The organism is Streptomyces sp. NBC_00554 (genome assembly GCF_041431135.1).
Lineage (GTDB): Bacteria > Actinomycetota > Actinomycetes > Streptomycetales > Streptomycetaceae > Streptomyces.
In genome coordinates this window covers 9807830-9831345 of record NZ_CP107799.1, presented here as the reverse complement: position 1 = coordinate 9831345, position 23516 = coordinate 9807830, and the positions used below count along the sequence as shown (strand labels likewise).

General features: G+C 71.4%; 19 protein-coding genes. 12 read left to right on the top strand and 7 right to left on the bottom strand.

Translation table 11 applies throughout. The features are described from left to right. Positions 1-52 precede the first annotated feature (52 nt). From OG266_RS43615 to OG266_RS43580, 8 genes are read left to right on the top strand one after another with little or no spacing between them, the layout of a single operon-like run. Entirely contained in the window at positions 53-1039 is a 987-nt protein-coding gene (locus tag OG266_RS43615; protein ID WP_371552383.1) for an ABC transporter substrate-binding protein, read from the top strand. After that, positions 1036-1827: a 2,3-dihydro-2,3-dihydroxybenzoate dehydrogenase gene (locus OG266_RS43610; protein ID WP_371552381.1), complete on the top strand. Its 792-nt coding sequence runs from the start codon at positions 1036-1038 to the stop codon at positions 1825-1827. Before OG266_RS43615 ends, OG266_RS43610 begins: the two co-directional genes overlap by 4 nt. Positions 1828-1885: 58 nt before the next feature. Continuing rightward, entirely contained in the window at positions 1886-3082 is a 1197-nt protein-coding gene (locus tag OG266_RS43605; protein WP_371552379.1) for an isochorismate synthase, read from the top strand. Next, a complete protein-coding gene (locus tag OG266_RS43600) occupies positions 3079-4752 on the top strand; it encodes a (2,3-dihydroxybenzoyl)adenylate synthase (protein ID WP_371552377.1) in 1674 nt (557 codons plus the stop codon). The genes OG266_RS43605 and OG266_RS43600 overlap by 4 nt, the downstream gene beginning before the upstream one ends. A 16-nt stretch (positions 4753-4768) precedes the next feature. Continuing rightward, positions 4769-5401, top strand: coding sequence for an isochorismatase family protein (locus OG266_RS43595; RefSeq protein WP_266470399.1), 633 nt, complete (start codon positions 4769-4771; stop codon positions 5399-5401). 5 nt (positions 5402-5406) lie between these two features. After that, positions 5407-5637, top strand: a complete 231-nt coding sequence (locus tag OG266_RS43590) for a phosphopantetheine-binding protein (protein WP_329549531.1) — start codon at positions 5407-5409, stop codon at positions 5635-5637. 8 nt (positions 5638-5645) lie between these two features. Next, positions 5646-9539, top strand: a complete 3894-nt coding sequence (locus OG266_RS43585; protein ID WP_371552376.1) for an amino acid adenylation domain-containing protein — start codon at positions 5646-5648, stop codon at positions 9537-9539. Beyond that, on the top strand, positions 9536-9727 hold the full coding sequence (locus OG266_RS43580) for an MbtH family NRPS accessory protein (protein ID WP_371552374.1): 192 nt from the start codon (positions 9536-9538) through the stop codon (positions 9725-9727). The genes OG266_RS43585 and OG266_RS43580 overlap by 4 nt, the downstream gene beginning before the upstream one ends. 35 nt (positions 9728-9762) lie before the next feature. Here OG266_RS43580 and fes read toward each other — a convergent pair whose 3' ends face one another. Further along, positions 9763-11025, bottom strand: coding sequence for an enterochelin esterase (gene fes / locus OG266_RS43575; protein WP_371552372.1), 1263 nt, complete (start codon positions 11023-11025; stop codon positions 9763-9765). 156 nt (positions 11026-11181) lie between these two features. On the opposite strand from fes, the gene OG266_RS43570 reads away from it, so the two are divergent. The 3 genes from OG266_RS43570 to OG266_RS43560 all read left to right on the top strand — a co-directional run bounded on the left by OG266_RS43570 (position 11182) and on the right by OG266_RS43560 (position 15216). Further along, entirely contained in the window at positions 11182-12864 is a 1683-nt protein-coding gene (locus OG266_RS43570) for a hypothetical protein (protein WP_371552370.1), read from the top strand. Between the two features lie 179 nt (positions 12865-13043). Continuing rightward, the gene (locus OG266_RS43565) at positions 13044-14096 is read left to right on the top strand and encodes a YncE family protein (protein ID WP_371552368.1); all 1053 of its coding nucleotides are present in this window, start codon (positions 13044-13046) and stop codon (positions 14094-14096) included. 163 nt (positions 14097-14259) lie between these two features. After that, the gene (locus OG266_RS43560; protein WP_371552366.1) at positions 14260-15216 is read left to right on the top strand and encodes an alpha/beta hydrolase fold domain-containing protein; all 957 of its coding nucleotides are present in this window, start codon (positions 14260-14262) and stop codon (positions 15214-15216) included. Positions 15217-15403: 187 nt separating this feature from the next. Here OG266_RS43560 and OG266_RS43555 read toward each other — a convergent pair whose 3' ends face one another. From OG266_RS43555 to OG266_RS43535, 5 genes are all read right to left on the bottom strand, one after another. Beyond that, positions 15404-16474: an Ldh family oxidoreductase gene (locus OG266_RS43555; RefSeq protein WP_371552365.1), complete on the bottom strand. Its 1071-nt coding sequence runs from the start codon at positions 16472-16474 to the stop codon at positions 15404-15406. 20 nt (positions 16475-16494) lie between these two features. After that, positions 16495-18204 carry a thiamine pyrophosphate-dependent enzyme gene (locus OG266_RS43550; protein WP_371552363.1) on the bottom strand — a complete coding sequence of 570 codons (1710 nt, stop codon included), beginning with the start codon at positions 18202-18204 and terminating at the stop codon, positions 16495-16497. A 13-nt stretch (positions 18205-18217) separates the two neighbouring features. After that, on the bottom strand, positions 18218-19078 hold the full coding sequence (locus OG266_RS43545; RefSeq protein ID WP_266470371.1) for an amidohydrolase: 861 nt from the start codon (positions 19076-19078) through the stop codon (positions 18218-18220). 132 nt (positions 19079-19210) lie between these two features. Further along, positions 19211-20419: an L-2-hydroxyglutarate oxidase gene (gene lhgO / locus OG266_RS43540; RefSeq protein ID WP_371552361.1), complete on the bottom strand. Its 1209-nt coding sequence runs from the start codon at positions 20417-20419 to the stop codon at positions 19211-19213. A gap of 29 nt (positions 20420-20448) precedes the next feature. Beyond that, positions 20449-21894, bottom strand: coding sequence for an aldehyde dehydrogenase (locus OG266_RS43535; protein ID WP_371552359.1), 1446 nt, complete (start codon positions 21892-21894; stop codon positions 20449-20451). A gap of 236 nt (positions 21895-22130) precedes the next feature. Between OG266_RS43535 and OG266_RS43530 the strand changes: the two genes are divergently transcribed. Then, the gene (locus OG266_RS43530; RefSeq protein ID WP_266822822.1) at positions 22131-22418 is read left to right on the top strand and encodes a putative quinol monooxygenase; all 288 of its coding nucleotides are present in this window, start codon (positions 22131-22133) and stop codon (positions 22416-22418) included. 56 nt (positions 22419-22474) lie between these two features. Here the strand turns inward: OG266_RS43530 and OG266_RS43525 are convergent, their stop codons facing one another. Next, positions 22475-23515, bottom strand: a complete 1041-nt coding sequence (locus tag OG266_RS43525; protein ID WP_371552357.1) for a methionine synthase II (cobalamin-independent)-like protein — start codon at positions 23513-23515, stop codon at positions 22475-22477. Between the last annotated feature and the right edge of the window lies 1 nt (position 23516).

The window sequence follows — 23516 nt, the reverse complement described above, 5'->3', positions numbered from 1 at the left end:
AAGCCCGCTTCCGCGACCACCTGCTCTCGAACACCTATGGAGATCCAAGGCCATGGCGCCGAACCTGCTCTTCCCCTCCCGTGGCATCGCCCGCCCCGCCGTTTCGGCCGCTCTTCTCGCCGCCTGCGCGCTGGTCGTGACCGCCTGTGGATCCTCGGAGAAAAGCGCCGGCTCCGGTGGCACGAGCGCGGCGAGTACGACCAAGGTCACCGACGCCACCGGCACCGAGGTGAAGGTTCCCGCCGCGCCCGAACGGGTCGTCGCGCTCAGCGAGATGGACCTCGACTCGGCGCTCACCCTCGGCGTCGAGCCGGTGGGCCTGACGGCCGGCCGCGGCCAGACGGGCGCCCCCGCCTACCTCGCGGACAAGGCCGAGGACATACCCGTGGTGGGCGCCGTGACCGGCCCCGACATCGAGAAGGTCGTCCAGGCCAAGCCGGATGTCATCCTCGCCGGGCAGCTCGCCGACGAACAAGTACTCGCGCAGCTGCGGAAGATCGCCCCCACCGTCGTCACGATCGACAACACCAAGAGCTGGAAGAAGTCGCTCGAACTCACCGGCAAGGTGCTCGGCAGGACCAACGAGGCCGAGAAATTCCTCACCGAGTACGACGCGAAGGTCGCGGCTCTGAAGACGGACCTCGGCGACCGGGCCGGAGCGAGCGTCTCCGTGACGCGCTACTCGGCCAAGGGCTCGGCCGTCATGCAGCAGGGCGTGTTCATCAGCGACGTCCTCAAGGACCTCGGCTTCGAGCGGCCCGGAATCCAGGCCGATCAGGGCGAGGGCCACTCGACGCCGATCAGCGAGGAGAACCTCAAGGAGATCGACGGCGACTGGCTGTTCATCGGCACCCTCGACCCGGGCACTTCGGACGCCGCACTGCTCGCCGCGCTGGCCAAGAAGGCGGCGTACAAGCAGCTCAGCGCCGTACAGGACAAGCACGCGACCGTGATCGACGGTTCCAAGTGGACGAGCCTGGGCGGCGCCGAGGCGGCCGTCTCGGTGCTCGACGACATCCGGAAGGCCATGGTCAAGTGAGCACCGGAACCGAGCTCGCCGGAAGGCTCGCCCTGGTGACCGGCGCGGGCCGGGGTATCGGCGAGGCGGTGGTCGCGGCGCTCCTCGAGCAGGGCGCCCGCGTCCTCGCCACCGACCTGGCCTTCGAGAACGTGACAGCCCTCGCCGACAAGTACGGCGAGCAGGTCACCGCCCGCCCGCTCGACGTCACGGACGCCGCCGCCGTCGAGGCCCTGGTCGCCGACGCCGAGCGCACCCTCGGACCGCTGGACATCGCGGTCAACGTCGCCGGAATCCTCAGGAGTTCGGACGTCGTGGACCTGACGGACGCGGACTGGGCGGCCACCTTCGCCGTCAACACCAACGGCGTGTTCCACGTCTCGCGTTCCGTCGCCCGCCGGATGGCAGTGCGCGGCCGCGGCAGCATCGTCACCGTCGCCTCGAACGCGGCCGGTATCCCCCGCGCCGGCTTGGCCGCCTACGCCGCCTCGAAGGCCGCGGCCGTGATGTTCACGAAATGCCTGGGCCTGGAGGTGGCCTCACGGGGCGTCCGGTGCAACACCGTCTCCCCCGGCTCGACCCTCACCGACATGCAGCGCGCGCTGTGGACCGCCTCCACCGACCAGGCGGAAGCGACCCGGCGCGTCATCGAAGGTGACCTCGCGACACACCGCACGGGCATCCCGCTCGGCCGGATCGCCGACCCCGCCGACATCGCCGACGCTGTCGCCTTCCTCGTCTCCGACCGCGCCCGTCACATCACCATGCACGACCTGTACGTCGACGGCGGCGCCACCCTCCGGGCCTGAACCGGCCCCCGCCGCACCGACCACGGTCGTGCCACCTCTCCCCCACTGGAGACACCCCATGTCTGCATCCCTGCACGAAGCCGTCACCCCCACACTGGTGTCCCCCGGCACGGCGACCGCCCTGCTCGACGCCTACCGCCCCGGCACGGACCGGCTCCTCGCCTCTCCCCGGCACACCCTCCTCGGCCGTGGCACCGCTGCCGAAATACCCCACGACACACGGCCGTTGGCGCGCCGGGTGCGGGAGGTCCTCGACGCGCGAAGGCGCGCGGGCGCCCCGGCGCCGATCGTCGTGGGCTCACTGCCCTTCGCCCCGGACGCTCCGCCCTCGCTCGCCGTCCCGGAGTCCGTGCGGTGGGCGCCGCCGCTGCGCGAGGACCCGCTCATCGCGCTGCCCGTACCCGACACCGACGAGCGAACCGACTGGCAGGTGACGGAAGTTCCGGCCGCCGCACGCTACGGCGACGCGGTCGCCGCCGCCGTCGCGCGGATGCGTGCCGGGGAGTTCGACAAGGTCGTCCTCGCCCGCACCCTGGAGCTCACCTCCCCGCGCGAGCGGGACCTGCCCGCCATGCTGCGCCGACTGGCGCGCCGGGACCCGGCCGGATACACCTTCGCCGTCCCCAGCGGCCCCGGCCGCACGCTCATCGGCGCCAGCCCCGAACTCCTCGTCGCCCGCCGGGGCGGACTCCTGACCGCCAACCCGCTGGCCGGCTCCGCGCAGCGCAGCCCCGACCTCGCCGAGGACGTCCGACGCGCTGCGGCCCTGCTGGAGTCCCCGAAGGACCTGCACGAACACGCCGTCGTCGTCGCCGCCGTACGAGAGGCACTCGCACCGTTCTGCACCCGCCTCGAGGTGCCGGAACGGCCCACCCTGGTGCGTACGGCAGCCATGTGGCACCTGTCGACGACCGTCACCGGCGAACTCGCCGACCCCGCCGTCTCCGCCCTCGACCTGGCGTCCGCCCTGCACCCCACTCCGGCGGTGTGCGGCACGCCGACCGAGGTGGCCCGTGCCGTCATCGCCGAGCTGGAGCCCTTCGACCGCGGTCCCTACACCGGCATGGTCGGCTGGCAGGACGCGGACGGTGACGGCGAGTGGGTCGTGACGATCCGCTGCGCCGAGGCCGAGGGGCGCTCGCTGCGGCTGTTCGCGGGGGCGGGTGTGGTGGCCGCCTCGTCGCCGGAGGCCGAGACGGCTGAGACGGGCGCCAAGTTCCGTACGTTCCTCAGTGCCGTGGGGGCCTCACTGTGACTCCTCTCGCCACCACCCCAGGCGTCGACGCACCGACCTGGCCGGCCGAGTTCGCCGAGCGCTATCGCAAGGCGGGCTACTGGCGCGGGGAGACCTTCGGAAGCGTGCTGCGCGAGCGTGCCGCCGCCCATCCCGACCGGATCGCCCTCGTCGACCCGGCACCCGAGCGGCGCACCTGGACCTACCGGGAACTGGACGAGCGCGCCGACCGGCTGGCCGCCGGGTTCGCGGCGCGCGGGATATCCAAGGGCGACCGGGTCGTCCTGCACCTCCCGAACGTCGGCGAGTTCTTCGAGGTCGTCTTCGCACTGTTCCGCGTCGGCGCGCTCCCGGTGTACGCGCTGCCCGCGCACCGCGAGACGGAGATCGGCTACTTCTGCTCCTTCAGCGAGGCCGTCGCCTATGTGATCCCCGACAAGCACGCGGGTTTCGACCACCGTGTACTGGCCGCACGGGTCAAGGAACGCACGCCGAGCCTGCGGCATGTCTTCGTCGTCGGTGATCCCGGTGAGCACACGGCGCTGGCCGAGGTGGCGTGCGACCCGTCCGAGGTGCCCTCTGGCGAGGGCGACCCGTCCGGGGCGCCCTCCGGTCCGGAGCCGCACGAGCTGGCGTTCCTTCAGCTGTCCGGCGGCACGACGGGCGTACCGAAGCTCATTCCGCGCACGCACGACGACTACCTGTACTCGCTGTGGGGTTCGAACGAGATCTGCGGTGTCGACGCGGACACCCGCTTCCTGGTCGTGCTGCCGGCCGCGCACAACTTCCCGATGAGTTCGCCCGGTTGGCTGGGTGTGCTGTACGCCGGGGGCACCGCCGTGCTGTGTCCCGTGCCCGATCCAGCGACCGCCTTCCCCCTCGTCGAGCGGGAGCGGATCACCATGACGGGGCTGGTTCCGCCGCTCGCGCTGGTGTGGACGGAGGCCGCCCCGGGGTCCGAACAGGACCTGTCGAGCCTGGAGTTGGTACTCGTCGGCGGCGCCAAGTACAGCGAGGAGGCGGCGCGCCGGCTGTCACCCGCGCTGGGCTGCCGGCTGATGCAGGTCTTCGGGATGGCCGAGGGGCTCGTCAACTACAACCGGCTCGACGACGACGAGGAGACGGTCGTCACCACGCAGGGTCTGCCGATCTCCCCGGACGACGAGATCCGGATCGTCGACGACGCCGGACTCGACGTCCCCGACGGGGAGTTCGGGCATCTGCTGACGCGCGGCCCGTACACCATCCGCGGCTACTGGCGGGCTCCCGAGCACAACGCGACGGCCTTCACCGAGGAGGGCTTCTACCGCACCGGCGACATCGTGCGCCGTACGGCCAGTGGCCACCTCGTCGTGGAAGGCCGGGCCAAGGACCAGATCAACCGGGGCGGCGAGAAGGTCGCGCCGGAGGAGGTCGAGAACATCATCCTCGCCCATCCGTCCGTGCACGACGTGTCCGTCGTCGCGGTGGCCGACGCGTACCTCGGCGAACGCTCCCTCGCCTACGTGATCCTGCGCGAGGGCGCCGATCCACTGAAACCCGTCGCCATCAAGCGGTTCGTCCGCGAGCGCGGCGTCGCCGCCTACAAGGTCCCCGATCTCGTCGAGTTCGTCGACGCCTTCCCGCAGACCGGGATCGGCAAGGTCAGCAAGAAGCAGCTGCGGTCCACCGCCGTCGCCGAGCAGCACTGAAAGGCCCAGATCTCCCATGGCACTTCCGGCCATAGCCCCCTATCCCCTGCCCACCGAGGACGAGCTGCCCGCGAACCGCGTCGCCTGGACCGTCGACCCCGCGCGCGCCGTGCTGCTCGTCCACGACCTGCAGAACCACTTCCTCGACGCGTTCCCTGCCGGTGAACCGCCCCTCACCGGGATGCTCGACAACACCGCCCGGCTGCTCGACCGCGCCCGGAGCCTCGGCATACCGGTCGTGTACTCGACGCAGCGGGGCGGGCAGACGCCCCGGCAGCGCGGTCTCCAGCTCGACTTCTGGGGCCCCGGTGTCGCCAACGACCCGCATGCGCTCAGCGTGCCGGACGTGGTCGCGCCGCAGCCCGGCGACCGGATGCTCACCAAGTGGAAGTACAGCGCGTTCGTGCGCACCCGGCTGGAGGAGCAGCTCAGCGACGAGGACCGCGACCAGCTGATCGTCGTCGGCGTGTACGCGCACATCGGGGTGCTCATGAGCGCCTGCGACGCGTGGATGCGGGACATCCAGGCGTTCGTCGTCGCCGACGCCGTCGCCGACTTCTCGCGCGAGGACCACGACATGGCGCTGCGCTGGGCCGCGGGGCGCTGCGCGGTCGTGACCACCACCGACGCGATCTTCAAGGAGGTGTGAGCCCCATGACCCTCACTCTGGAGCAGATCCGCACAGACGTCGCCGACTCCCTCGGCGAGGCCCCCGCGGACATACCCGTCGACGAGAACCTCGTGGACTACGGCCTCGACTCCGTTCGGGTCATGGCCCTGCTGGAGCGCTGGCGCCGCGAGCACGGCGTCGAAGCGGCCTTCGCGGACCTCGCCGAGCAGCCCGCGATCGAGGCCTGGGCGCCACTGCTGGGGGTCGTCTCATGACGGTCCTCATGACGAGCGACACCGGCACCTCGGTCACCGAACTGCCGCTGACGGCCGCCCAGTCGGGCATGTGGTACGCGCAGGCCCTCGATCCGCTCAGCCCCGCGCAGAACACCGCGGAGTGCCTGGAGATCGACGGGAAGGTCGACCCGGAACTCTTCGCCGCCGCCCTGCGGCAGGTCGTCGCCGAGGCCGACTCGCTGCGCGTGCGTGTCGAGGACACCCCGGACGGCCCGCGCCAGCACATCGCCGCCACGGTCGAACTGCCGCTGACCGTGCGCGACCTGCGGGGAGCGAAGGACGCCGAGGAGCAGGCCGAGGCGTGGATGCGCGCCGACCTCACCGAACCCTTCGACCTCGCGGCGGGCCCGCTGTTCCGGCACGCCCTGTTCCGCGTCGGCGAACGGCGGTGGCTGTGGTACCAGCGCATCCATCACCTCGTCATGGACGGCTTCGGCTACTCGCTCCTCGTCCGGCGCACCGCGGAGGTGTACTCGGCGCTCGCACGGGGCGAGAGGCCGGGGCCGCGCAACTTCAGGGCGCTCGCCGACCTCGTCGCCGACGACGCCGAGTACCGCTCCTCGGAGGCCTTCGCGGCCGACCGCGCGCACTGGGCCCAGGCGTTCGCCGACCGTCCTGAGGCACCCCGGCTCGCCGGGCGCGGTGCGCTGCCCTCGCGGACGTTCCGCCGCCGTACGACGTACCTGCCGCCGCGCACCACGGAGGGCCTGCGCGAGCTCGCCGCCCGGTGCCGTGCGACCTGGCCGGACGTCCTGATCGCCGCGCAGGCCCTCTACACCTCCCGCGCGACCGCCCAGTCGGACGTCGTGCTCGGCCTGCCGATGATGGGCCGCATGGGCTCGGTCGCGCTGCGCGTGCCGGGCATGGTGATGAACGTGCTGCCGCTGCGGCTCACGGTCTCCCCCGACGCGACCTTCGCCGAACTGGTACGGCAGGTCGTGCTCGGCATCCGCGAGGTCCGCCGCCACCAGCGCTACCGCTACGAGGACATCCGCCGCGACCTGGGAATGCTCGGCGAGATGCGGGGCCTGGTCGGCCCGCTCGTCAACGTCATGCCCTTCGACTACGGCGTGGACTTCGCGGGGGCGCCGACACGGGCGCGGAACCTGTCGGCCGGCCCGGTCGACGACCTGACGGTCAACATCTACGACCGCACCGACGGCCACGGCCTGCGTATCGACCACGACGGCAATCCGGCCCTGTACGAGGACGCCGAACTCGCCGCGCACCAGGAGCGGTTCCTGCATCTCCTGAACGGGCTCGCCGCCACCGACGCGCAACTGCCGCTCGCCGCCCATGGCATCGCGACTCCGGCCGAACACGCCCTGGTCGTCGAGGAGTTCAACCGCACCGACCGCGCGCTGCCGCCGACCACGCTCATCGGTCCCATCGAGTCGCGCGCGGCACGGACCCCGGACGCGACGGCTCTGGTGTACGGGGACACCTCCCTGACCTACGCGGAACTCAACGCCCGCGCCAACCGGCTGGCCCGGCACCTGCAGACCCTCGGTGCCCGGCCGGGTGCGGCGGTAGCGGTCTCGGTGCCGCGCTCGGTGGAGCTGATCGTCTCCCTGCTCGCCGTGCTGAAGGCGGGCGCCGCGTATCTGCCGCTCGACCCGGACTATCCGGAGCAGCGGCTCACCTACATGCTTCAGGACGCGGCGCCGGTATGTGCCGTCACCGACCGCGCGGGACGCCTCCCCGAGGACACCGGGACCCCGCTCGTCGTCCTGGACCGGCTCGACGTGTCCACACACTCGTGGGTGAACCCGCCGCGAGCGCTCACTCCGGCCGATCCCGCGTACGTCATCTACACCTCCGGTTCCACCGGCCGCCCCAAGGGCGTGGTCGTCCCGCACGCGGCGATCGACAACCGGCTGCGCTGGATGCAGCACGCGTACGGACTCGGCGCCGAGGACCGGGTGCTGCAGAAGACGCCGTCCTCGTTCGACGTGTCCGTGTGGGAGTTCTTCTGGCCGCTGCGCCAGGGTGCCACGCTCGTCGTCGCCAAGCCCGGCGGTCACAAGGACCCCGTCTATCTGACCCGGCTGATCCGCGAACAGGCCGTCACCACCTGCCACTTCGTGCCGTCGATGCTCCAGGTGTTCCTGGCAGAGGCGGACGCGACGGCGTGCGAGAGCCTGCACCGGGTCTTCTGCAGCGGCGAGGCCCTGCCCCGCGAGACCGCGAACGCCTTCGGGCGCACACTGCCGGGCGCCCGGCTGCACAACCTGTACGGGCCGACGGAGGCCGCAGTCGACGTCACCTACCACGCCTGCGCCCCACAGGGTTCGGGACCGGTGCCGATCGGGCGGCCGGTGTGGAACACCCGCCTGTACGTGCTCGACGCCGCGCTGCAGCCCTGCCCGCCGGGGATTCCGGGCGAACTGTACTTGGCAGGGGCGCAGTTGGCCGACGGCTATCTGAACCGTGCCGAGCTGACGGTGTCCCGTTTCGTGGCCGACCCGTTCGGCCCGTCCGGCAGCCGTATGTACCGCACGGGCGACCTGGCACGCTGGACGGAGCAGGGCGAGGTCGAGTACCTCGGCCGCACCGACCACCAGGTCAAGTTGCGCGGGCAGCGCATCGAACTCGGCGAGATCGAGGCCGTGTTGGCCGCGCAGAACGGCGTGGACGGCGCCTGTGCGCTGGTCCTCGACGACCGGCTCGTCGGGTACGTGACGGGGAGCGCCGACCCCGCGGCCGTACGGGCGGCGCTGGCACGCGAGTTGCCGGAGCACATGGTCCCGGCTGCGGTCGTCGCGCTCGACGCCTTCCCGCTGAGCCCCAACGGCAAGCTGGACCGCCGCGAACTGCCCGCCCCGGTCTTCGCCGGCGGCGAGGGTGCCAGGCGCCCTTCGGATCCACGCGAGGAGGCGCTGACGCAGCTGTTCGCGGAGGTGCTCGGCGTCGAACAGGCCGGTCCCGACGACGCGTTCTTCGACCTGGGCGGCACCTCGCTGCTCGCGGTGCGGATGGTGGCGCGAGTACGGGAGGAGCTCGGCGCCGAGTTGACGATCGGCTCGCTGTTCGAGGCCCCGACGCCGGCCGCGCTCGCCGCCCGGCTCGATTCCGTGGCAACGACGTCCGCATCCGAGGACGCGCTGGATGTCGTACTGCCGCTGCGCGCCGAGGGCGACCGGCCTCCGCTGTTCGCGTTCCATCCGGCGGGCGGCATCTCCTGGTGCTATGCGGGCCTGTCGGCCCGGCTCGGTCCGGGTCAGCCCGTGTACGGCATCCAGGCCCGGGGCCTGGTCCGCGACGAACCGCTGCCCAGCACGCTGCAGGAGGAGGCGGCGGACTACGTAGAGCGGATCCGCGAGGTACAGGCAAACGGCCCGTACCGCCTCCTCGGCTGGTCCGTCGGCGGAATCCTCGCGCACACGGTTGCGGTGCTGCTCCAGGAAGCCGGGGAGGAGGTCGAACTCCTCGCGCTGCTCGACGCGTTCCCGGCCGAGCAGTGGCGCGAGCGGCCCGCCCCCGAGGAGGGCGACGCGCTCACCGCCGTACTGCGCATGGCCGGCTTCGACCGCACGGACGAACGCACCAAGGACGACGTACTCGCCACGCTGCGCCGGGCGGGCAGCCCGCTCGCCGGACTCGGCGACCACACCCTGTCGAAGATCGTCGACATCGTGCCCAACCACGCCCGCATGATGCGCGAGCACCAACACCGGCTGTACGAGGGCGACTTGCTGTTCTTCACGGCCGCCGCGCCGCGTGCCGAGGACTGGCTCACCCGGGAGGCCTGGCGCGCGCACGTGACCGGAGCCGTCGTCAATCACGACCTGGACTGCACGCACCCGCAGTTGATGCGGGACCGGCACCTCGACGACATCGCCGCGCATCTCGCGGCCCGCTTGAAGGAGCTGGACTCATGACCCCGCTTCAGTCCGGACCGTTCGATCCGGGGGCGGAGGGCCAGGACACGCACCTGGTGGTGGAGAACGCCCGGGGTCAGTCGTCGCTGTGGCCGGCCTGGCGTGCGGTGCCGAAGGGCTGGAGCGCCGTGTTCAGCCCGGCCCCGCACGAGGCGTGCGTCGGCCGGGTGGAGGCGAGGCGGGGATGACCGGCTCAGCGCACCCCGTCCCCGCACACCTCGACTCAGGCTCCGGACAGCAACTCCACCAGCCCGTCGGCCAGTTCCGTGCGCCAGCACAGGTAGTCGTGTCCGCCGTTGAACTCACGGTAGGAGGCGTCGTCGTAACCGGCGGCGGCGAGGGTGTCACGCAGGCGGCGGGCGGCGGGAAGGGCCACCCACTCCTGCTCGCCGAAGGAGAGGCGGAAGCGCACCGGCAGCCGGGGACCGTCGGCGATACGGCCTGTCAGCCACTCCGGCTCCGGGCCGACGGGCCACCAGAAAGAGCCCGACTGGACCAGGACGTTGCCGAAGCGGTGCGGGGCCGAGAGGCCGGCATAGGCGGCGGTGAGTCCGCCGAGGCTCTGGCCGGCGATCACGGTGCGCTCGGGGTCCTCCGTGACCGGCAGTCGCCCGGCCGCCCACGGCAGCAGCTCGTCCGCGAGGAAGGCGACGAACTCCGGACGGCACGTCAGCTCCGCCCATCGGGTGTCCGCGTCCACCGACTCGGGCAGCACGGCGGCGAGCGGCGGGATACGGCCGTCCGCGATGAGGTTGTCGAGGAGGTGCGCGAGACCAAGCCGCGGCTGCCAATGCTCGCCGTCGAGCAGGACCAGGACGGGCAGGTCAGCCAACTCACGGGCGGGTACGGGGGGTTCGTACAACCAGACACGCCGGGTCCCTCCGAGGCGCGCACTCTCCACCTTGTGCTCGGTGGCCGTGCCGCGGGTGACATCCGACCTCGGCGTCCAGTCCACCGCGCTCGGCGCGGCGGGGAGTTCGGCGTACGGAACGGGATCACCGCCCCAACGACGGGGCAGCGTACGGGAGTTGAAGGGGTCGGCGCGCCGTTGGGTGCGCAGCCATCGCCAGTACTCGGGGGTGCCCGGCTCCGGGCCGCCCCCACCCTCGTCGACGTAGAAGTCGTACGTGCCGCGCCAGTCGTGGCGCAGGCGGAGCGTCCAGTGCCAGACGTCCGTTCCGGGGACCCGCTCCATCAGGTTGCCCTCGGGAACGCGCGGGTCGCCGAGCTTGTTCGGCAGGACCTGGACGGCGCGGGTGGCGGGGGTGCCGCGCCACAGGTACGTCACGGCGACGTGGTCGGCGCTACCCCGGGGGTCGGGCGAGACAAGCGGGGTGCCGCGTCGGCGGATCCCGGCCCAGAACTCCTCGACGCCTTCCGGCGCGGGCAGCGGGCAGCCCGGTTCCGGGAGTCGCTGCAGCGCGTCGGGGCGCTGCAGTCGGGGCGGATGGTGCGGGGCGCCCTCGGGCGGCACGAGCTCGAACATGCGGCTGGACTCCGGATGAAGGGGGAACTGACCTGCATTTATTAGGTTAGCCTAACCTAATTTGACTTTTCATCACCTTTTGCACCGGACACCGCCGATATGTCGCGCCCGAGTGCCCGCTACTTCCCTCACGTCAGCATCCAGGAGCAACCCACCATGACCTCCGAGAGACCCTTCTCCCCCACCTCCGTCACCACGCCGTCGGGCCGTACCGCCCGAGCCAGGGTCGGCCGCATGGCCGCGCTCACCGCCGGGGCGACTCTCGGTCTCGGCGCACTGGCCGTACCGTTCGTCACCGCGGCCTCGGACGGGGTGGACACCACCCCCGCGGTGGCGCTCGCGGCCGATGCAGCGGCGCCCGCGGTCACACTGGGGACCACCTCCGTGAAGCCCGGCGGCGAGGTGTCGTTCACGGCCATCGGCTTCCCCGCCGGGGGGACCCTGAGCATCAAGTTCGACGACAAGACGCTGCTCAAGCAGTTCACGATCGGCGAGGACGGCAGTGTCTCGGGGAGCGTGACGGTACCGGCCGACGCGACCGTGGGCGGCGAACACTGGCTGCGCTTCCTGGCACCGCAGACGAGCATCCGCAGCGAGAACCTGACGGTGACGGGCGACGCCACGACGCCCACTCCGACTCCGACGCCTACGCCAACCCCCACGCCGACTCCGACTCCCACTTCGACGGCCACGCCCGCGGTGAAGCTCACCAGCGGTGCGAAGGTCGCGGCGGGAGGCAAGGTCTCCTTCACGCTCTCCGGATTCACCAAGGGGCAGACCGTCACGGTCAAGCTGGACGACAGCGAGATTCTCGGTCAGTGGACGGGCGCCGTGGGCTCCGACGGCACGTTCTCGGGCACGGTCACCGTCCCCGCCTCCACCTCGGCGGGGGCGCACTGGCTGCGCGTCCTCGCCCCGAGCCCGGCGACGAGCCTGAAGGCCGACATCACGGTCACGTCCTCCGACAGCGGAAGCACGGGCGGCGGCTCGAGCTCAAGCGGCGGATCGACTGGCGGTTCGACCGGCGGCTCCGGCACCAGCGGCGCTTCGGGAACGAGCGGCGGCTCCGGCAGCACGACCGGCACGTCCGCCACGATCACCGCGGGGTCCAGTGTCGCCGCCGGCGGCAAGGTCTCCTTCAAGGTGACGGGCTTCCCGGCCGGCGAGCAGCTCACCGTGAAGCTGGACGACAGCGAGATCATCGGGCAGTGGTCCGGGGTCATCGGCGCGGACGGTTCGTTCTCCGGCAGCGTCACCATCCCGGCGGGCACCACCAAGGGTGCGCACTGGCTGCGTTTCCTCGCTCCGAACCCGGCGACGAGCCTGAAGGCCGGCTTCACCGTGACCTCCGGTTCCGACGCGGCCACGACGGGCGGGCCCGGCGCGAGCGCCAGTGCCTCCGCCACCCCGGTCCCCGCCGCTTCGGGCGCCCCGGCCAGCGCGTCCAACTCGGCCGGTGCGAAGGCCGAGATCACCGCCAGCCAGGTGCAGCCCGGCGGCACGCTGCACTTCAAGGTGACGAAGTTCCCTGCCGGCGAGACCGTCACCATCAAGCTCGACGACGACGGCATCCTCGGCCAGTGGCAGGCGGATTCGGCAGGCTCGTACGAGGGTGACGTGGCCATCCCCGCCGACACGACCGCGGGCGCGCACTGGCTGCGCTTCCTCGCTCCCAACCCGCCGACCACGCTGAAGGTCGAATTCACGCTGCCCGAGCCGGGCACGACGGCGGACTCTGGCGGCGGCCTGACGTCGGCCACCGCGGCCCCGGAGACGGTACCGAACGCCGCCTTGGCCACGTCGGTCGAGAGCTCCGTGTCGGTCGCGACGATCGCCTGATCGGCAACGGCCGCCGCCATCGGCGGCGCCGCCGGAGCCGCGGGCACCACGGTGTTCGTCCTGCGCCGCCGACCGCAGCACGCGGCCGGGAGCTGACGCCCCAACAGACCCCCCACATCCATCCCCCACCCCATCCACCGCGCCCTTGAGGCGTATCCCACCAAGGAGATCGACACCGCATGACCTCATTCACCCGCACCATCCGTCGTACCGCCGCGGTCGCCGTGGCCCTCGCCGCGGGCAGCGCGGTCCTGACCGGCACCGCGACCGCCGAGGCCGGCACCGCGACCGGCTCGGCCGTCACCTCCGCACCGCTGGTGAGAGGCCTGTACCAGTCGGCGTACTCCGAGCGGAACGACGCTCTGTGGGTCACCACGGCCGTGGGCCGGCCGCCGGTCACCAACTCCAGCCTGCTGAAGGTCGATCCGGACACCCTGGCGATCGAGGCGACGTACACGCCGCCGGTCACCGACGCGACCACCGGTGCCCTCGAAGCCGTCTACGGTGTCGCCGTCGACGACGAGCACAACACCGTCTGGACGACGAACACCCGTAGCAACACCGTCGCCGTCTACAGCCAGAAGACCGGCGAGCACCTCGCCACGCTGCCGGACGTGGCCCACGCCCGCGAGATCGTCGTCGACGAGCGGCACAACACGGTGTGGGCGAGCGCCTTCGGCTCCGGCACCCTCGTCGCCTACGACAGCAAGACCTTCGAGGAGAAGGAGCGCGTCACGGTCGAGGGCTCCAGCCCGACGGGCCTCGCCGTCAACGAGAAGACCGGCACGGTGTACGCCGCCGACCTGGGCGGCGACCGGATCATCGAGGTCTCGCGCGGCTCCGAGACCCCGCGGTTCATCCCCACGGGTGACGGCCCGATCTCGGTCTCGCTGTCCAAGAGCGGCCGTTACGCCTACACCGCCGACCAGACCGCCGGCACCGTCTCGGTCGTCAACCTCAAGGACGGAGCTGTCACCAAGTCCGTGGCCACCGGCGCGGGTGCCCTGTCCGTGACCACCGACGAGCGTTCGGGCAATGTCCTGGTCGCCAACCGTACGGCCGCCGACGTCACGGTGGTCGACCCGCGCGAAGGGGCCGTCGTGGAGACCGTGGCCACCGGCGCCAACCCGAACTACGTCGAGGTCGCCGACGGCACCGCGTACGTGGTGGACAAGTCGGGCTCCGGCCCGGCGGGCGAAGACCTGGTGACCCGCATCAGCCTCGGTCACTGAGACACGGCACGTCCACAACTCGTCCGGGGGCCCTGCCCATCGCGCGGCTGCGATGGGCAGGGCCCCCGGACCTGCCGGGGCGGTACCGACGCGTGCTAGCATCGCCCCACCCAATTGACAGGAATCCTGTCGATGAGTGAGACGGCTCGACGAACGGAACGGTATGTCCCTCCTCGCCCGACCGGCCGTGGCCGCCTTCGCCGCCAAGTCGATGCAGCGCCTCGTCGTGGCGGCGAGCCGACGCTCCCAAGGCCGCGGCTCCAACGCTTCCCTGCACGGCCGCTTCCCGGAATTCCCGCGCGACGTACGCGAGTTGACCGTCCCCACCTCGGTCGCTCCGGCCCGGGTCGTGGTGTACATGCCCACGGCCACGAGTGAGGGCTCACCCCCGCCGGTGCACGTCAACTTCCACGGTGGCGGCTACGTCATGCCCGTGACGGAGATCGACGATCCGTTGTGCCGGTTTCTGGCCGCGGAGGCGGGTGTGGTCGTGATCAACGTGGACTACGTCGTCGCCCCGCAACACCGGTTCCCCGCCCCGCCCCGTCAAGCGTACGAGGTCGTCCGGTGGATCGCCTCGCACGGTGACGAGCACGGCTGGGACGGCAGCAGGCTCACCGTGGGCGGGCAGAGCGCCGGCGGCGGTCTCGCCGCGGCCGTCGCGCGCCAGGCCCTGGAGGAAGACGGGCCTTCGATCGCACTCCAGGTCCTGCACTACCCGCCGCTGGACCTCATGACCGGCGCCAAGAACAAGCGCGCCGCCATCGCCAAGCCGATGCTGCGACCCTGGATGGGTGAGATCTTCGACAGCGCGTACGTGCCGGACCCGCGCGAGCGCGCCGACCGGCTGGCGTCGCCCGCCCATCCGTCGGACACCGCGGACCTCAAGGGCATCGCCCCGGCCCTGGTGATCACCGCGGAGTTCGACCTCCTCAAGGCGGAGGGCGAGCGCTACGCCGAGCGCCTGCGGACAGCGGGCGCGCTGGTCGAGCACCACGACGTGCCCCAGGCCGATCACGGGTACGACGGCACGGACGACGAGAAGGCCCGGGAGGTCTACGCCCTGATCGCACGTCAGATGCGGCGGGCGGTCAACTCGGAGGCACCCGAGGCCGGTTGAGCAGGCGTCAACGTCGCGCTCCCGACAACCGTTGAGCAGGTAGCCAACGCCGAAGCGCCCGCCGGGCCCCGTCCAACGGGCCCGGCGGGCGCCGGCGTTCGGACTCGGCGGCAGGGACAGCGCCGCACAGCGGACGCCCCTGCCACCTGTCCCTCCATCCCCCTTCATGGAGTCCCGGTGAGCCCGGCTATCCGAGCTCGGGCGGTGTGACACCCAACTTCTCGGCGCTCTCCAGCAGTTCGCGCCACACCTTCGGCGCCACGGGTACCCCCGTCTCGGCACGCTCCACGGCCACGGCCGCGCTGCGCTCGCCGGGGTAGAACACGCCCGCCGCGTCGTCCGCCGCCGGCAGGGCCTTGAGGGTGCTCAGCGTGGCGTCGACGGCCGCGGTGAAGCCCTCCGCGTCACCGAAGGCCGCCGGGTCGATCGCGATCAGCAAAGCGTTCTGGCGGTGCTTGCGGCCCTGGGGGTCGTCCGAGTGGAAGGCGGCGAAGATCGGTGCGCCGACGAGCACGCTGGTGAGCAGCTCGAAGGCGAGCGACATGCCGGACCCCTTGACGCCGCCCAGCGGCAGCGGCATGACCGCAAGGGCCGGATCGGTGGTGGGCGTGCCGTCCGCGGTGGCCGCGGCGCCCTCGGGCAGCGGGGTGCCGCTCACCTTGGCCTGGCGGATCTTGCCGAGGGCGATGGTGGCGGTGGCCATGTCGAGCAGGAGTGGTGCGTGGCTCTCGGCGGGCACGGCGATGGCGAGCGGACTGGTGGCGACGGCGGCGCCCTTGACCCCGGTGTAGCCCATGTTGGGCATCCCGGCGACGAAGCCGATGCCGACCAGGCCCTGTTCGGCGATCTTCGAAACGTAGTAGCCGATGGCGCCGGTGTGGACGGTGTGGCGTACTCCGACGGTGGCGATGCCGGTCGTCCTGGCCCGCCTCACCGCCTCCTCGGCCGCCGCGGTGAGCGCCACCGGGCCGGGTGCGCGGTCGGCGTCGAGGACGGCGGCGGCCGGCGTGCTGGACTCCAGCCTGATGTCGGGCTCGGCGTTGGCCACACCCTTGGCAAGCAGCTCCAGGTAGGCCGGGATGCGCGCGGTGCCGTGGGAGTCGACGCCGCGCTGAGCGGCCCAGACGAACACCTCGGCGGTGGTGCGGGCGTGCTCGGGGCTGAGGCCGCCCTTCTCGAGGAGGGCGGCGCCGAAGGTGCGCAGGTCCTCGGCGGGGACCAGGACCTTGCCGGGCTTGGGGGTCGGTGTGTCGGTCATGGTGGCGCGTGCCTCCTGGATCAGCGGGTGACGAGGACGTCGACGACGGCGGTGGTGCCCTCCGCCACGGCCTTGAGCGCGCGCTCCAGGGCGGGGGCGAGCGCGTCCGGCGCGTCGACCGTCTCGGTGTGCATGCCGAACGGCTCGGCGAACTGCGCGAGTCGGGGCAGCCGGTGCAGGTCGGTGCCGAGCCACTCGCCGGTCTCGGCCGCCGCGCCCTCGGGGTAGAACCTGCGGTGGTTGAGGTTCATCGACTTGTAGACGCGGTTGTTGAAGACCACGATCAGCAGCGGCAGTTCGTAGGCGTTGGAGGCGTCGTACGACTGGATGACCGGGTTGTACGTGAACGCGCCGTCGCCGATCGTGAGCACCACGGGCCGCTCCTTGGCGGCGAGTTTGACTCCGAGCGCGACCGCCATGCCCTGGCCGAGACCGCCCTGCACATAGAAGTACGAGTCGGGGTCGGAGGTCTGTACATGGCGCTTGACCACACGGCTGTGCGTGATGGTCTCGTCGACGACGATCGCGTCCTGACCGTCGAGGAGCCCGCGCAGGGTCGCGGCGACGAGCACCGGATCGATGCCCTCGGCCTGCGCCGCCTTCACCTCCACGGCGGCGATCGCGGCCTGCTCGTCGGCGTGCCGCTCCTCCTGCGCCGCGCGGCGCGCGGTGACAGCGGCCACGTCGAGATCCTTGGCCCGCTTGGCGAGTTGGCGCAGGGTGTTGGCGACGTTGCCTTCCAAGTACTTGTCCGCGAACAGGACTTGGTAGACGACGTGCGGGCGCTGCGGCACCTCGTCGATGACGACGATCGTCGCCTTGGAGGGGCGGCGCGACGGCGGGTAGAAGGGAGCCCGGCAGTTGACGAGCAGAATCAGGTCCGCCTCGTCCATCCACGGCCCGATGTCGCTGCCAGCGTGCAGCGGGTGGGTGCGCGGGAAGTTGCCGCACACCGCCGAGTCGGGCTCGACGACCGGGATGTTCCACGCCTCGGCGAAGGCGACGAGCGCCTCGAAGCCGCCCGCCTCGCGGCCTGCCGTCTCCGTCACGATCACGGGGTTGACGGCCTCGCGGATCAGTTGGGCGACGGGGTCGACCTCTTCGGGCGAGCTGTGGGTGGAGCCCGGCGGGACGATGGGCTTGGCCTCGCGGCCGTCCCAGTCCTCAAGGAGGATCTCCAGCGGGATGTTGAGGTACGCCGGTCCTGCCGGGGCCCGCCAGGACAGTTCCGCCGCCCGCGCGATCATCGTGGGCAGGGTGTGCACGCTGGCCGCCTCGTTGGACCACTTCGTGAACGGCTGGGCGATCTGGTGCGGGCCGCCCACGATCGACAGGTTGCGGTACCACTGGCCGCCCGGGTCCTGCCCCGGCCCGTCGCCGTACGTGGTCGACTCCGAGGAGGTGACCACCATCGGGACGCCCGCGAGGAGCGCGCCGTGGACCGCCATCGAGCCCTGCAGCAGGCCGGGGGCCGCGTGCAGCAGCACGCCCTGCGGCCGGCGCTTGACGAGTCCGTAGCCGGTGGCCATGCCGACGGCGACGGTCTCGTGGGTGAGGTCCAGGTACTCCGGTGCGGGCTCCCCGTCCCGGTGTCGCCGGGCCAGGGACTCCCAGACCGGGGCCCATTCGGACCCCGAGGAGCAGAAGATGTAGTCGGCGCCGACGGCGTTGAAGGCGGAGACGACGGCGTCACCGCCGTCGGCGCCTGGCGTGTTGTTGGTGTCCGTCATCTCAGGTGTTTCCTCAGCCCTCGATCGGCCAGTCAAGGACCTCGCTGATGCCGCGGCCCATGATCCATTCAAGCTCTTCGGGCGTGAAGTCGTAGTGCTTGGTGAACTGCTCGACCGTGTCGGTGTACGTGATGCCGTGGCCCAGCAGGCGGGTGATGTCGGTGCCGTAGAAGCAGCGCTCCGGGCCCATCTTGTCGACCATCTCGCGCACGTACTGCTCGATGTTCTTGTTCGGGAAGGGCTGCGTCGAGTAGCCGGGGAGAGCCGAGACCTTGACGTAGATGTTGGGGTGCTTGGCCAGGTCCGCGGTCTCCGCGACCCAGTAGCCGATCGCGTCGTCGACGCAGCGGGCCATGATGCCCATGTGGTCGATGATGATCTTCAGGCCGGGGTGCTTGGCGGCGATCTGACCGAGCTCACGCTTCCAGATCGGGGCGTGCACCATGGTCGGGACGGCGAGCTCCTCGGCGACCGGCCAGTACCAGTCGTTGGTGCCGTCGATCATCCAGTTGCGGTCCTGCGGGCGGTGGAAGGTGAGCCGGGTGCCCTTGATGTGCGGGTTCTGCGCGAAGTCCTTGAGCATCGCGGTGCCCTCGACCTCGTTGTCCTGCGGGACGCGGGCCATGATGCCGAAACGGTCCGGGTGCGCCTCGCAGGCCTCGAGCGCGTAGTCGATGCGGTTGCCCTCCCAGGAGGGGGGCAGGATCAGCGCCCGGTTGATGCCGGCCTCGTCCATGAGCTCGAGGGCCTCCTCGTAGGAGAAGGCCTCCTCGCGGTGCCCGTTGAGGCGGATGCGCTCACGCGCGCCCGGGACCCAGGGGCGGTCCGGGGTCTCTTCCTTCCAGATGTGGATCTGGGTGTCGACAACGAACATGTCTTCGGCCGTTTCTCTTCGACAGGGGTGGCGGGGTGGTGCGGATGGAACGCTAGGCGGGCGTGAGCCCTTTGCAGAGACCTGGGGATGCAAGCAGTTGTTGCGCGAAAGTCCGCTGTACGCAGGGCATTCTCAGGTTGCGGAGCCGTCGCCGAAGACGGCGCCGACGATGTGCTCCGCGATCGCCATGGAGGCAGTGGCGGCAGGCGAGGGCGCGTTACGGACGGCGGTGATCCGGCCCACCTGATGGATGCGGAAGTCGTCCACGAGCGTGCCGTCCGGGTCCAATGCCTGGGCGCGTACACCGGCCCCGCCGCGGACCACGTCCGAGACGCCGACCCCGGGGACGTACAGCTTGGCGTCCTTCATGAAGGCCGCCTTGGACAGCGAGCCGCGGTACTCCTTGATGCCGGTCCGCCAGTGCTGGGCCGCCATCCTCCAGGAGCCGGGGTAGGCCGCGAGTCCGGCGAGGTCCTTGAGCGAGACCTTGCTGAGCCGGTAGCCCTCCCTTGCCAGGGCCAGGACCGCGTTGGGGCCGACCTCGACCGAGCCGTCGACGCGTGGAGTGAAGTGCACGCCGAGGAAGGGATAACGCGGGTCCGGGACCGGGTAGATGAGCCCGCGCACCAGGTCCGTGCGCTCCGGTTTGAGGAGCATGTACTCGCCCCGGAACGGGATGATCTTCGGTTCCCTCTTGTCCTGGGCGAGCCCCGCGACGGAGTCCGAGTGGAGGCCCGCGCAGAGGATCAGCCGGTCGACGCGTACCCGGTCCTGCCCGGAGGCCACCTCGATCCCGCCGGGCACGTTGGTGATGGAGGTGACCGGGAAGCCGAGCCGCACCTCGCCGCCCGCGGCCTCGATGTCCTTCGCGAACTCACGGGCGATCGCCGGGTAGTCGGTGATCGCGGTGCGCGGGGAGTGCAGGGCCGCGATGCCCCCGGCATGGGGCTCGAGCTCCTTGATCTCCTCCCTGGAGACCTTCCTCAACTCGGGCACGTGGTTGTTCCTCGCCCGTTGGTAGAGGTTCTCCATCCGGCCCAGCTCGTCCTGGCGCACCGCCATGACGAGCTTGCCGATCTCCGCGTACGGCAGTCCGCGTTCCTGGCAGTACTCGCGCAGGATGGACACGCCCCGCACACACAGGTCCGCCTTGAGGCTGCCCGGCGCGTAGTAGATCCCCGCGTGCACCACCCCCGAGTTGTGCCCGGTCTGGTGGACGGCGACCGCCTGCTCCTTCTCCAGCACCACGATTCGGGTGCCGGGGCGGCGCAGGGCGATCTCGCGGGCTGTGGCAAGACCCACGATGCCGGCACCCACGATGCCGATCGTCTCGTCAGCCATCGGCATCCTCCTTTCCTTGCAGCGGGCCGTCAGCCGAAGTGGATGGCGACGGTCTTGACGCGCGTGTAGAAGCGCAGGGCTTCCTCGCCCTGCTCCTTGAACGGCGATCCGGAGTCGCGGAAACCGCCGAAGGGGTGGTGGACGTCCCAGCCGGAGGTGGTGGTGTTCACCGCGACCTGCCCGCACTCGGCCTCTTCGGCGAACCGGTGTGCGGCGCCCAGGTTCTGGGTGAAGACGGCGGCCGCGAGGCCGAAGTCGGAGTCGTTGACCGCCTCGACGGCCTCCTCGAAGGAGTCCACCGCGCGCAGCGCGACGACGGGGCCGAACACCTCCTCGTGCCAGATGTCCGCGTCCGGCGTCACGTCACCGAGCACGGTCGGGTTGACGTAGCAGCCGTGGCTCAGCGCCTCGGCCTTCGGCTGGTCGCCGCCCGCGAGGACCGTGGCGCCCTGCTTGACGGCGCGTTCGATGTCGGACAGGACGCCGTCGCGCTGGCGGGCGCTCACCAGCGGCCCCATCGTGGTGCCCTCGGCGAGGCCGGGGCCGACGCGCAGTGCGGCGGCCTCGGCGAGCAGCCGGCTGGTGAACTCCTCGTACACGGACCGCTCGACGATCACCCGGCTGGTGGCGGTGCAGCGCTGTCCGGCCTGTGCGAAGCCTGCGGCGGCGACCGCCTTGGCCGCGGCGTCGAGGTCGGCGTCGGCGAGGACGACGGTGGCGTTCTTGCCGCCGAGTTCGCCCTGGAAGCGGACGTTGCGGCTGGCGAGCTGGGCGCGCAGACCCTCGCCGACCTCGTTGCTCCCGGTGAAGGTGAGCGCGGCGAGGCGCGGGTCGGAGATCAGCGCCTCGGAGATCTGCGCGCCGCGGCCGGTGATCACGTTGAGGACGCCTGCGGGTAGGCCCGCGTCGTGCAGGGCGCGGGCGAAGTGCAGGGCGGCCTGCGGGGTGTCGGTGGCCGGCTTGAGGAGAGCCGCGTTGCCTGCCGCGAGGGTGGGCGCCAGCTTGCGGGCCGGGGTGATCAGCGGGTCGTTCCACGGGGTGATCGCGAGGACGATGCCGATCGGCTCGCGCTGGAAGCTGGTCCGGGTGTCCGGGCGTACGTCGTGCACCAGCGTTCCGTAGCCCTGGCGGGCGATGCCCGCGTAGTACTCCAGGAAGTCGGCTGCCTTGATCGTCTCGCCCGTGGCCTCGGCCCGGGTCTTGCCCATCTCGGTGGCCAGGTCCTCGGCGATCTCGGCGACGCGCTCGCGCAGCAGCCGGGCAGCGTCCGTCATGATCCGGGCGCGTTCGAAGGGGCTGGTGCGCTTCCAGACGGCGAAGCCCCGCTCGGCGTGGTCATAGGCGCGGGTGACGTCGGCGGCGCTCAGTGCGGGGACGCGGGCGACAGGGGTGCGCAGGTCGGAGGGGTCGTGGACATCGATCCACTCGCCGGTCGCCAACCACTCTCCACCGGAGAGGGTTTCCAGGGTTCGCATTGAAGATCACTTCCTTCGTCCGCCGCGGTGCGGGTTCCGCGGTCTGCACAGGCAGCGGCCATACGGGCCGAATGCGACAACACACCATGTCGGGGCGGTGCCACCACCCCCGCGGCGGCAGTCATTGCTTGCGCCGCGCGCGGGCCGTCGGGCGGGTGTTCCGTGCTGGAATCGGCAGGCCGGACGGCATGTGCGATGCCGTCCCCCGAGCCGTAAGAGCCGTAAGGAGAGAACAGATGGCCTACGCAGTCGTCGCCCACTACCGGTGCGAGCCCACCGACGAGGCCACGGTGCGCGCCGCGCTGCTCAAGATGCGCGAGCACACCCGGGGCGAACCGGCGAACCTGGCGTACGAGGTGCACGCCGAGGCCGACCAGGAGGGCAGCTTCGTGCTGTACGAGCAGTACACCGACCGCGCCGGCTTCGACGCGCACGCTGCCGCGGACTACTTCGCCGAGCTGATCGTGGCCACCGTGCGACCGCTGCTGACCGAGCGGACGGTGACCTTCGCCGAGGTGCTCTGAAGGTGCTTTCACGCCCCGGCCGGGAAGCGCATCCGCGCTTCCCGGCCGTCGACGTCTCAGAACTCGTTGCCCCAGCAGTAACGCGCGAGCGTCTCCACCAGAACCAGCTTGAGGCGCTGCTCCTCGGTGCTCAGCAGCGGGCGTACGGCCAGGTCGGCGAAGCCACGCGACGGCGAGATCGCCATGTCCTCCAGGTCCTTGACCTCGGCGGCCGCGTCGATACGGGCCATCACCTCGTCGATGCCCTCCAGCTCGGGCACGGTCGCGTCCACGACACCCAGGCACACGTCCCGGTCCTCGGGCATGGCCTTGAGCAGGTCGACCTCGGCCGCGGTGCCCTTGTCGTACGGCAGGATCCAGCGGTCGGCGGGGATCTCGCCGTACAGCCGCTCGGCCTTGCTCCGGTCCACCGCGGCGGGCGCCGCCCAGCCTGGGCAGACACCCACTCGTACGCCTTCGGGCCGCGCGTCCAGCCGTACCGCCAGAGCCTCGACGGCCAGCGCGTCCTCGAAGGAGAGCGCGCCGACGGCGGCGGGCTCGGTGGCGGTGTGGGCGAGCAGGAGCGGGTTGTTCAGCTGGATCAGGCGGACGCCCCGGGAGACGAGGAGCTCGATCTCCGCGTTGATGATCTCCGCCAGGGCCTCGCCGAGTTCACGGGCCGAGGAGGGACCGCCGGACGCGGCGAGTTCGGGCGCGAAGGTCGTGGCGGCGAGGTAGGCCGGGGACGGCAGGGAGACCTTGGGGGCGATCCAGGTCAGGTCCGCCAGCTTGCTCGCCGAGTCGGCGGCCAGCGGGTGGTTGGCCTTGGGCAGCGCCTCGGCCACCCAGCGGGCCAGGCCGTCCGCCGTCTCCTCGCCGGTACGCCGGAAACCGGAGACGGCGTCGAAGACGGCGCTGCGGAAGTCCTCACGGAGGAAGTCGCCGTCGGTGACGACCGTGGAGCGCAGCTTGCGCTGGAAGGTCACCACCTCCTTCACCGCCTCGGTCTCGGCCGTGTGCAGGGCCTCGGGGTCGCCCTGCGCCCGCGCGGCGAGGAGCTCGGCGGGGCGGACCAGGCTGCCGTGGTGGTCGATGCGGTAGTTGAACGTATCCGCCATG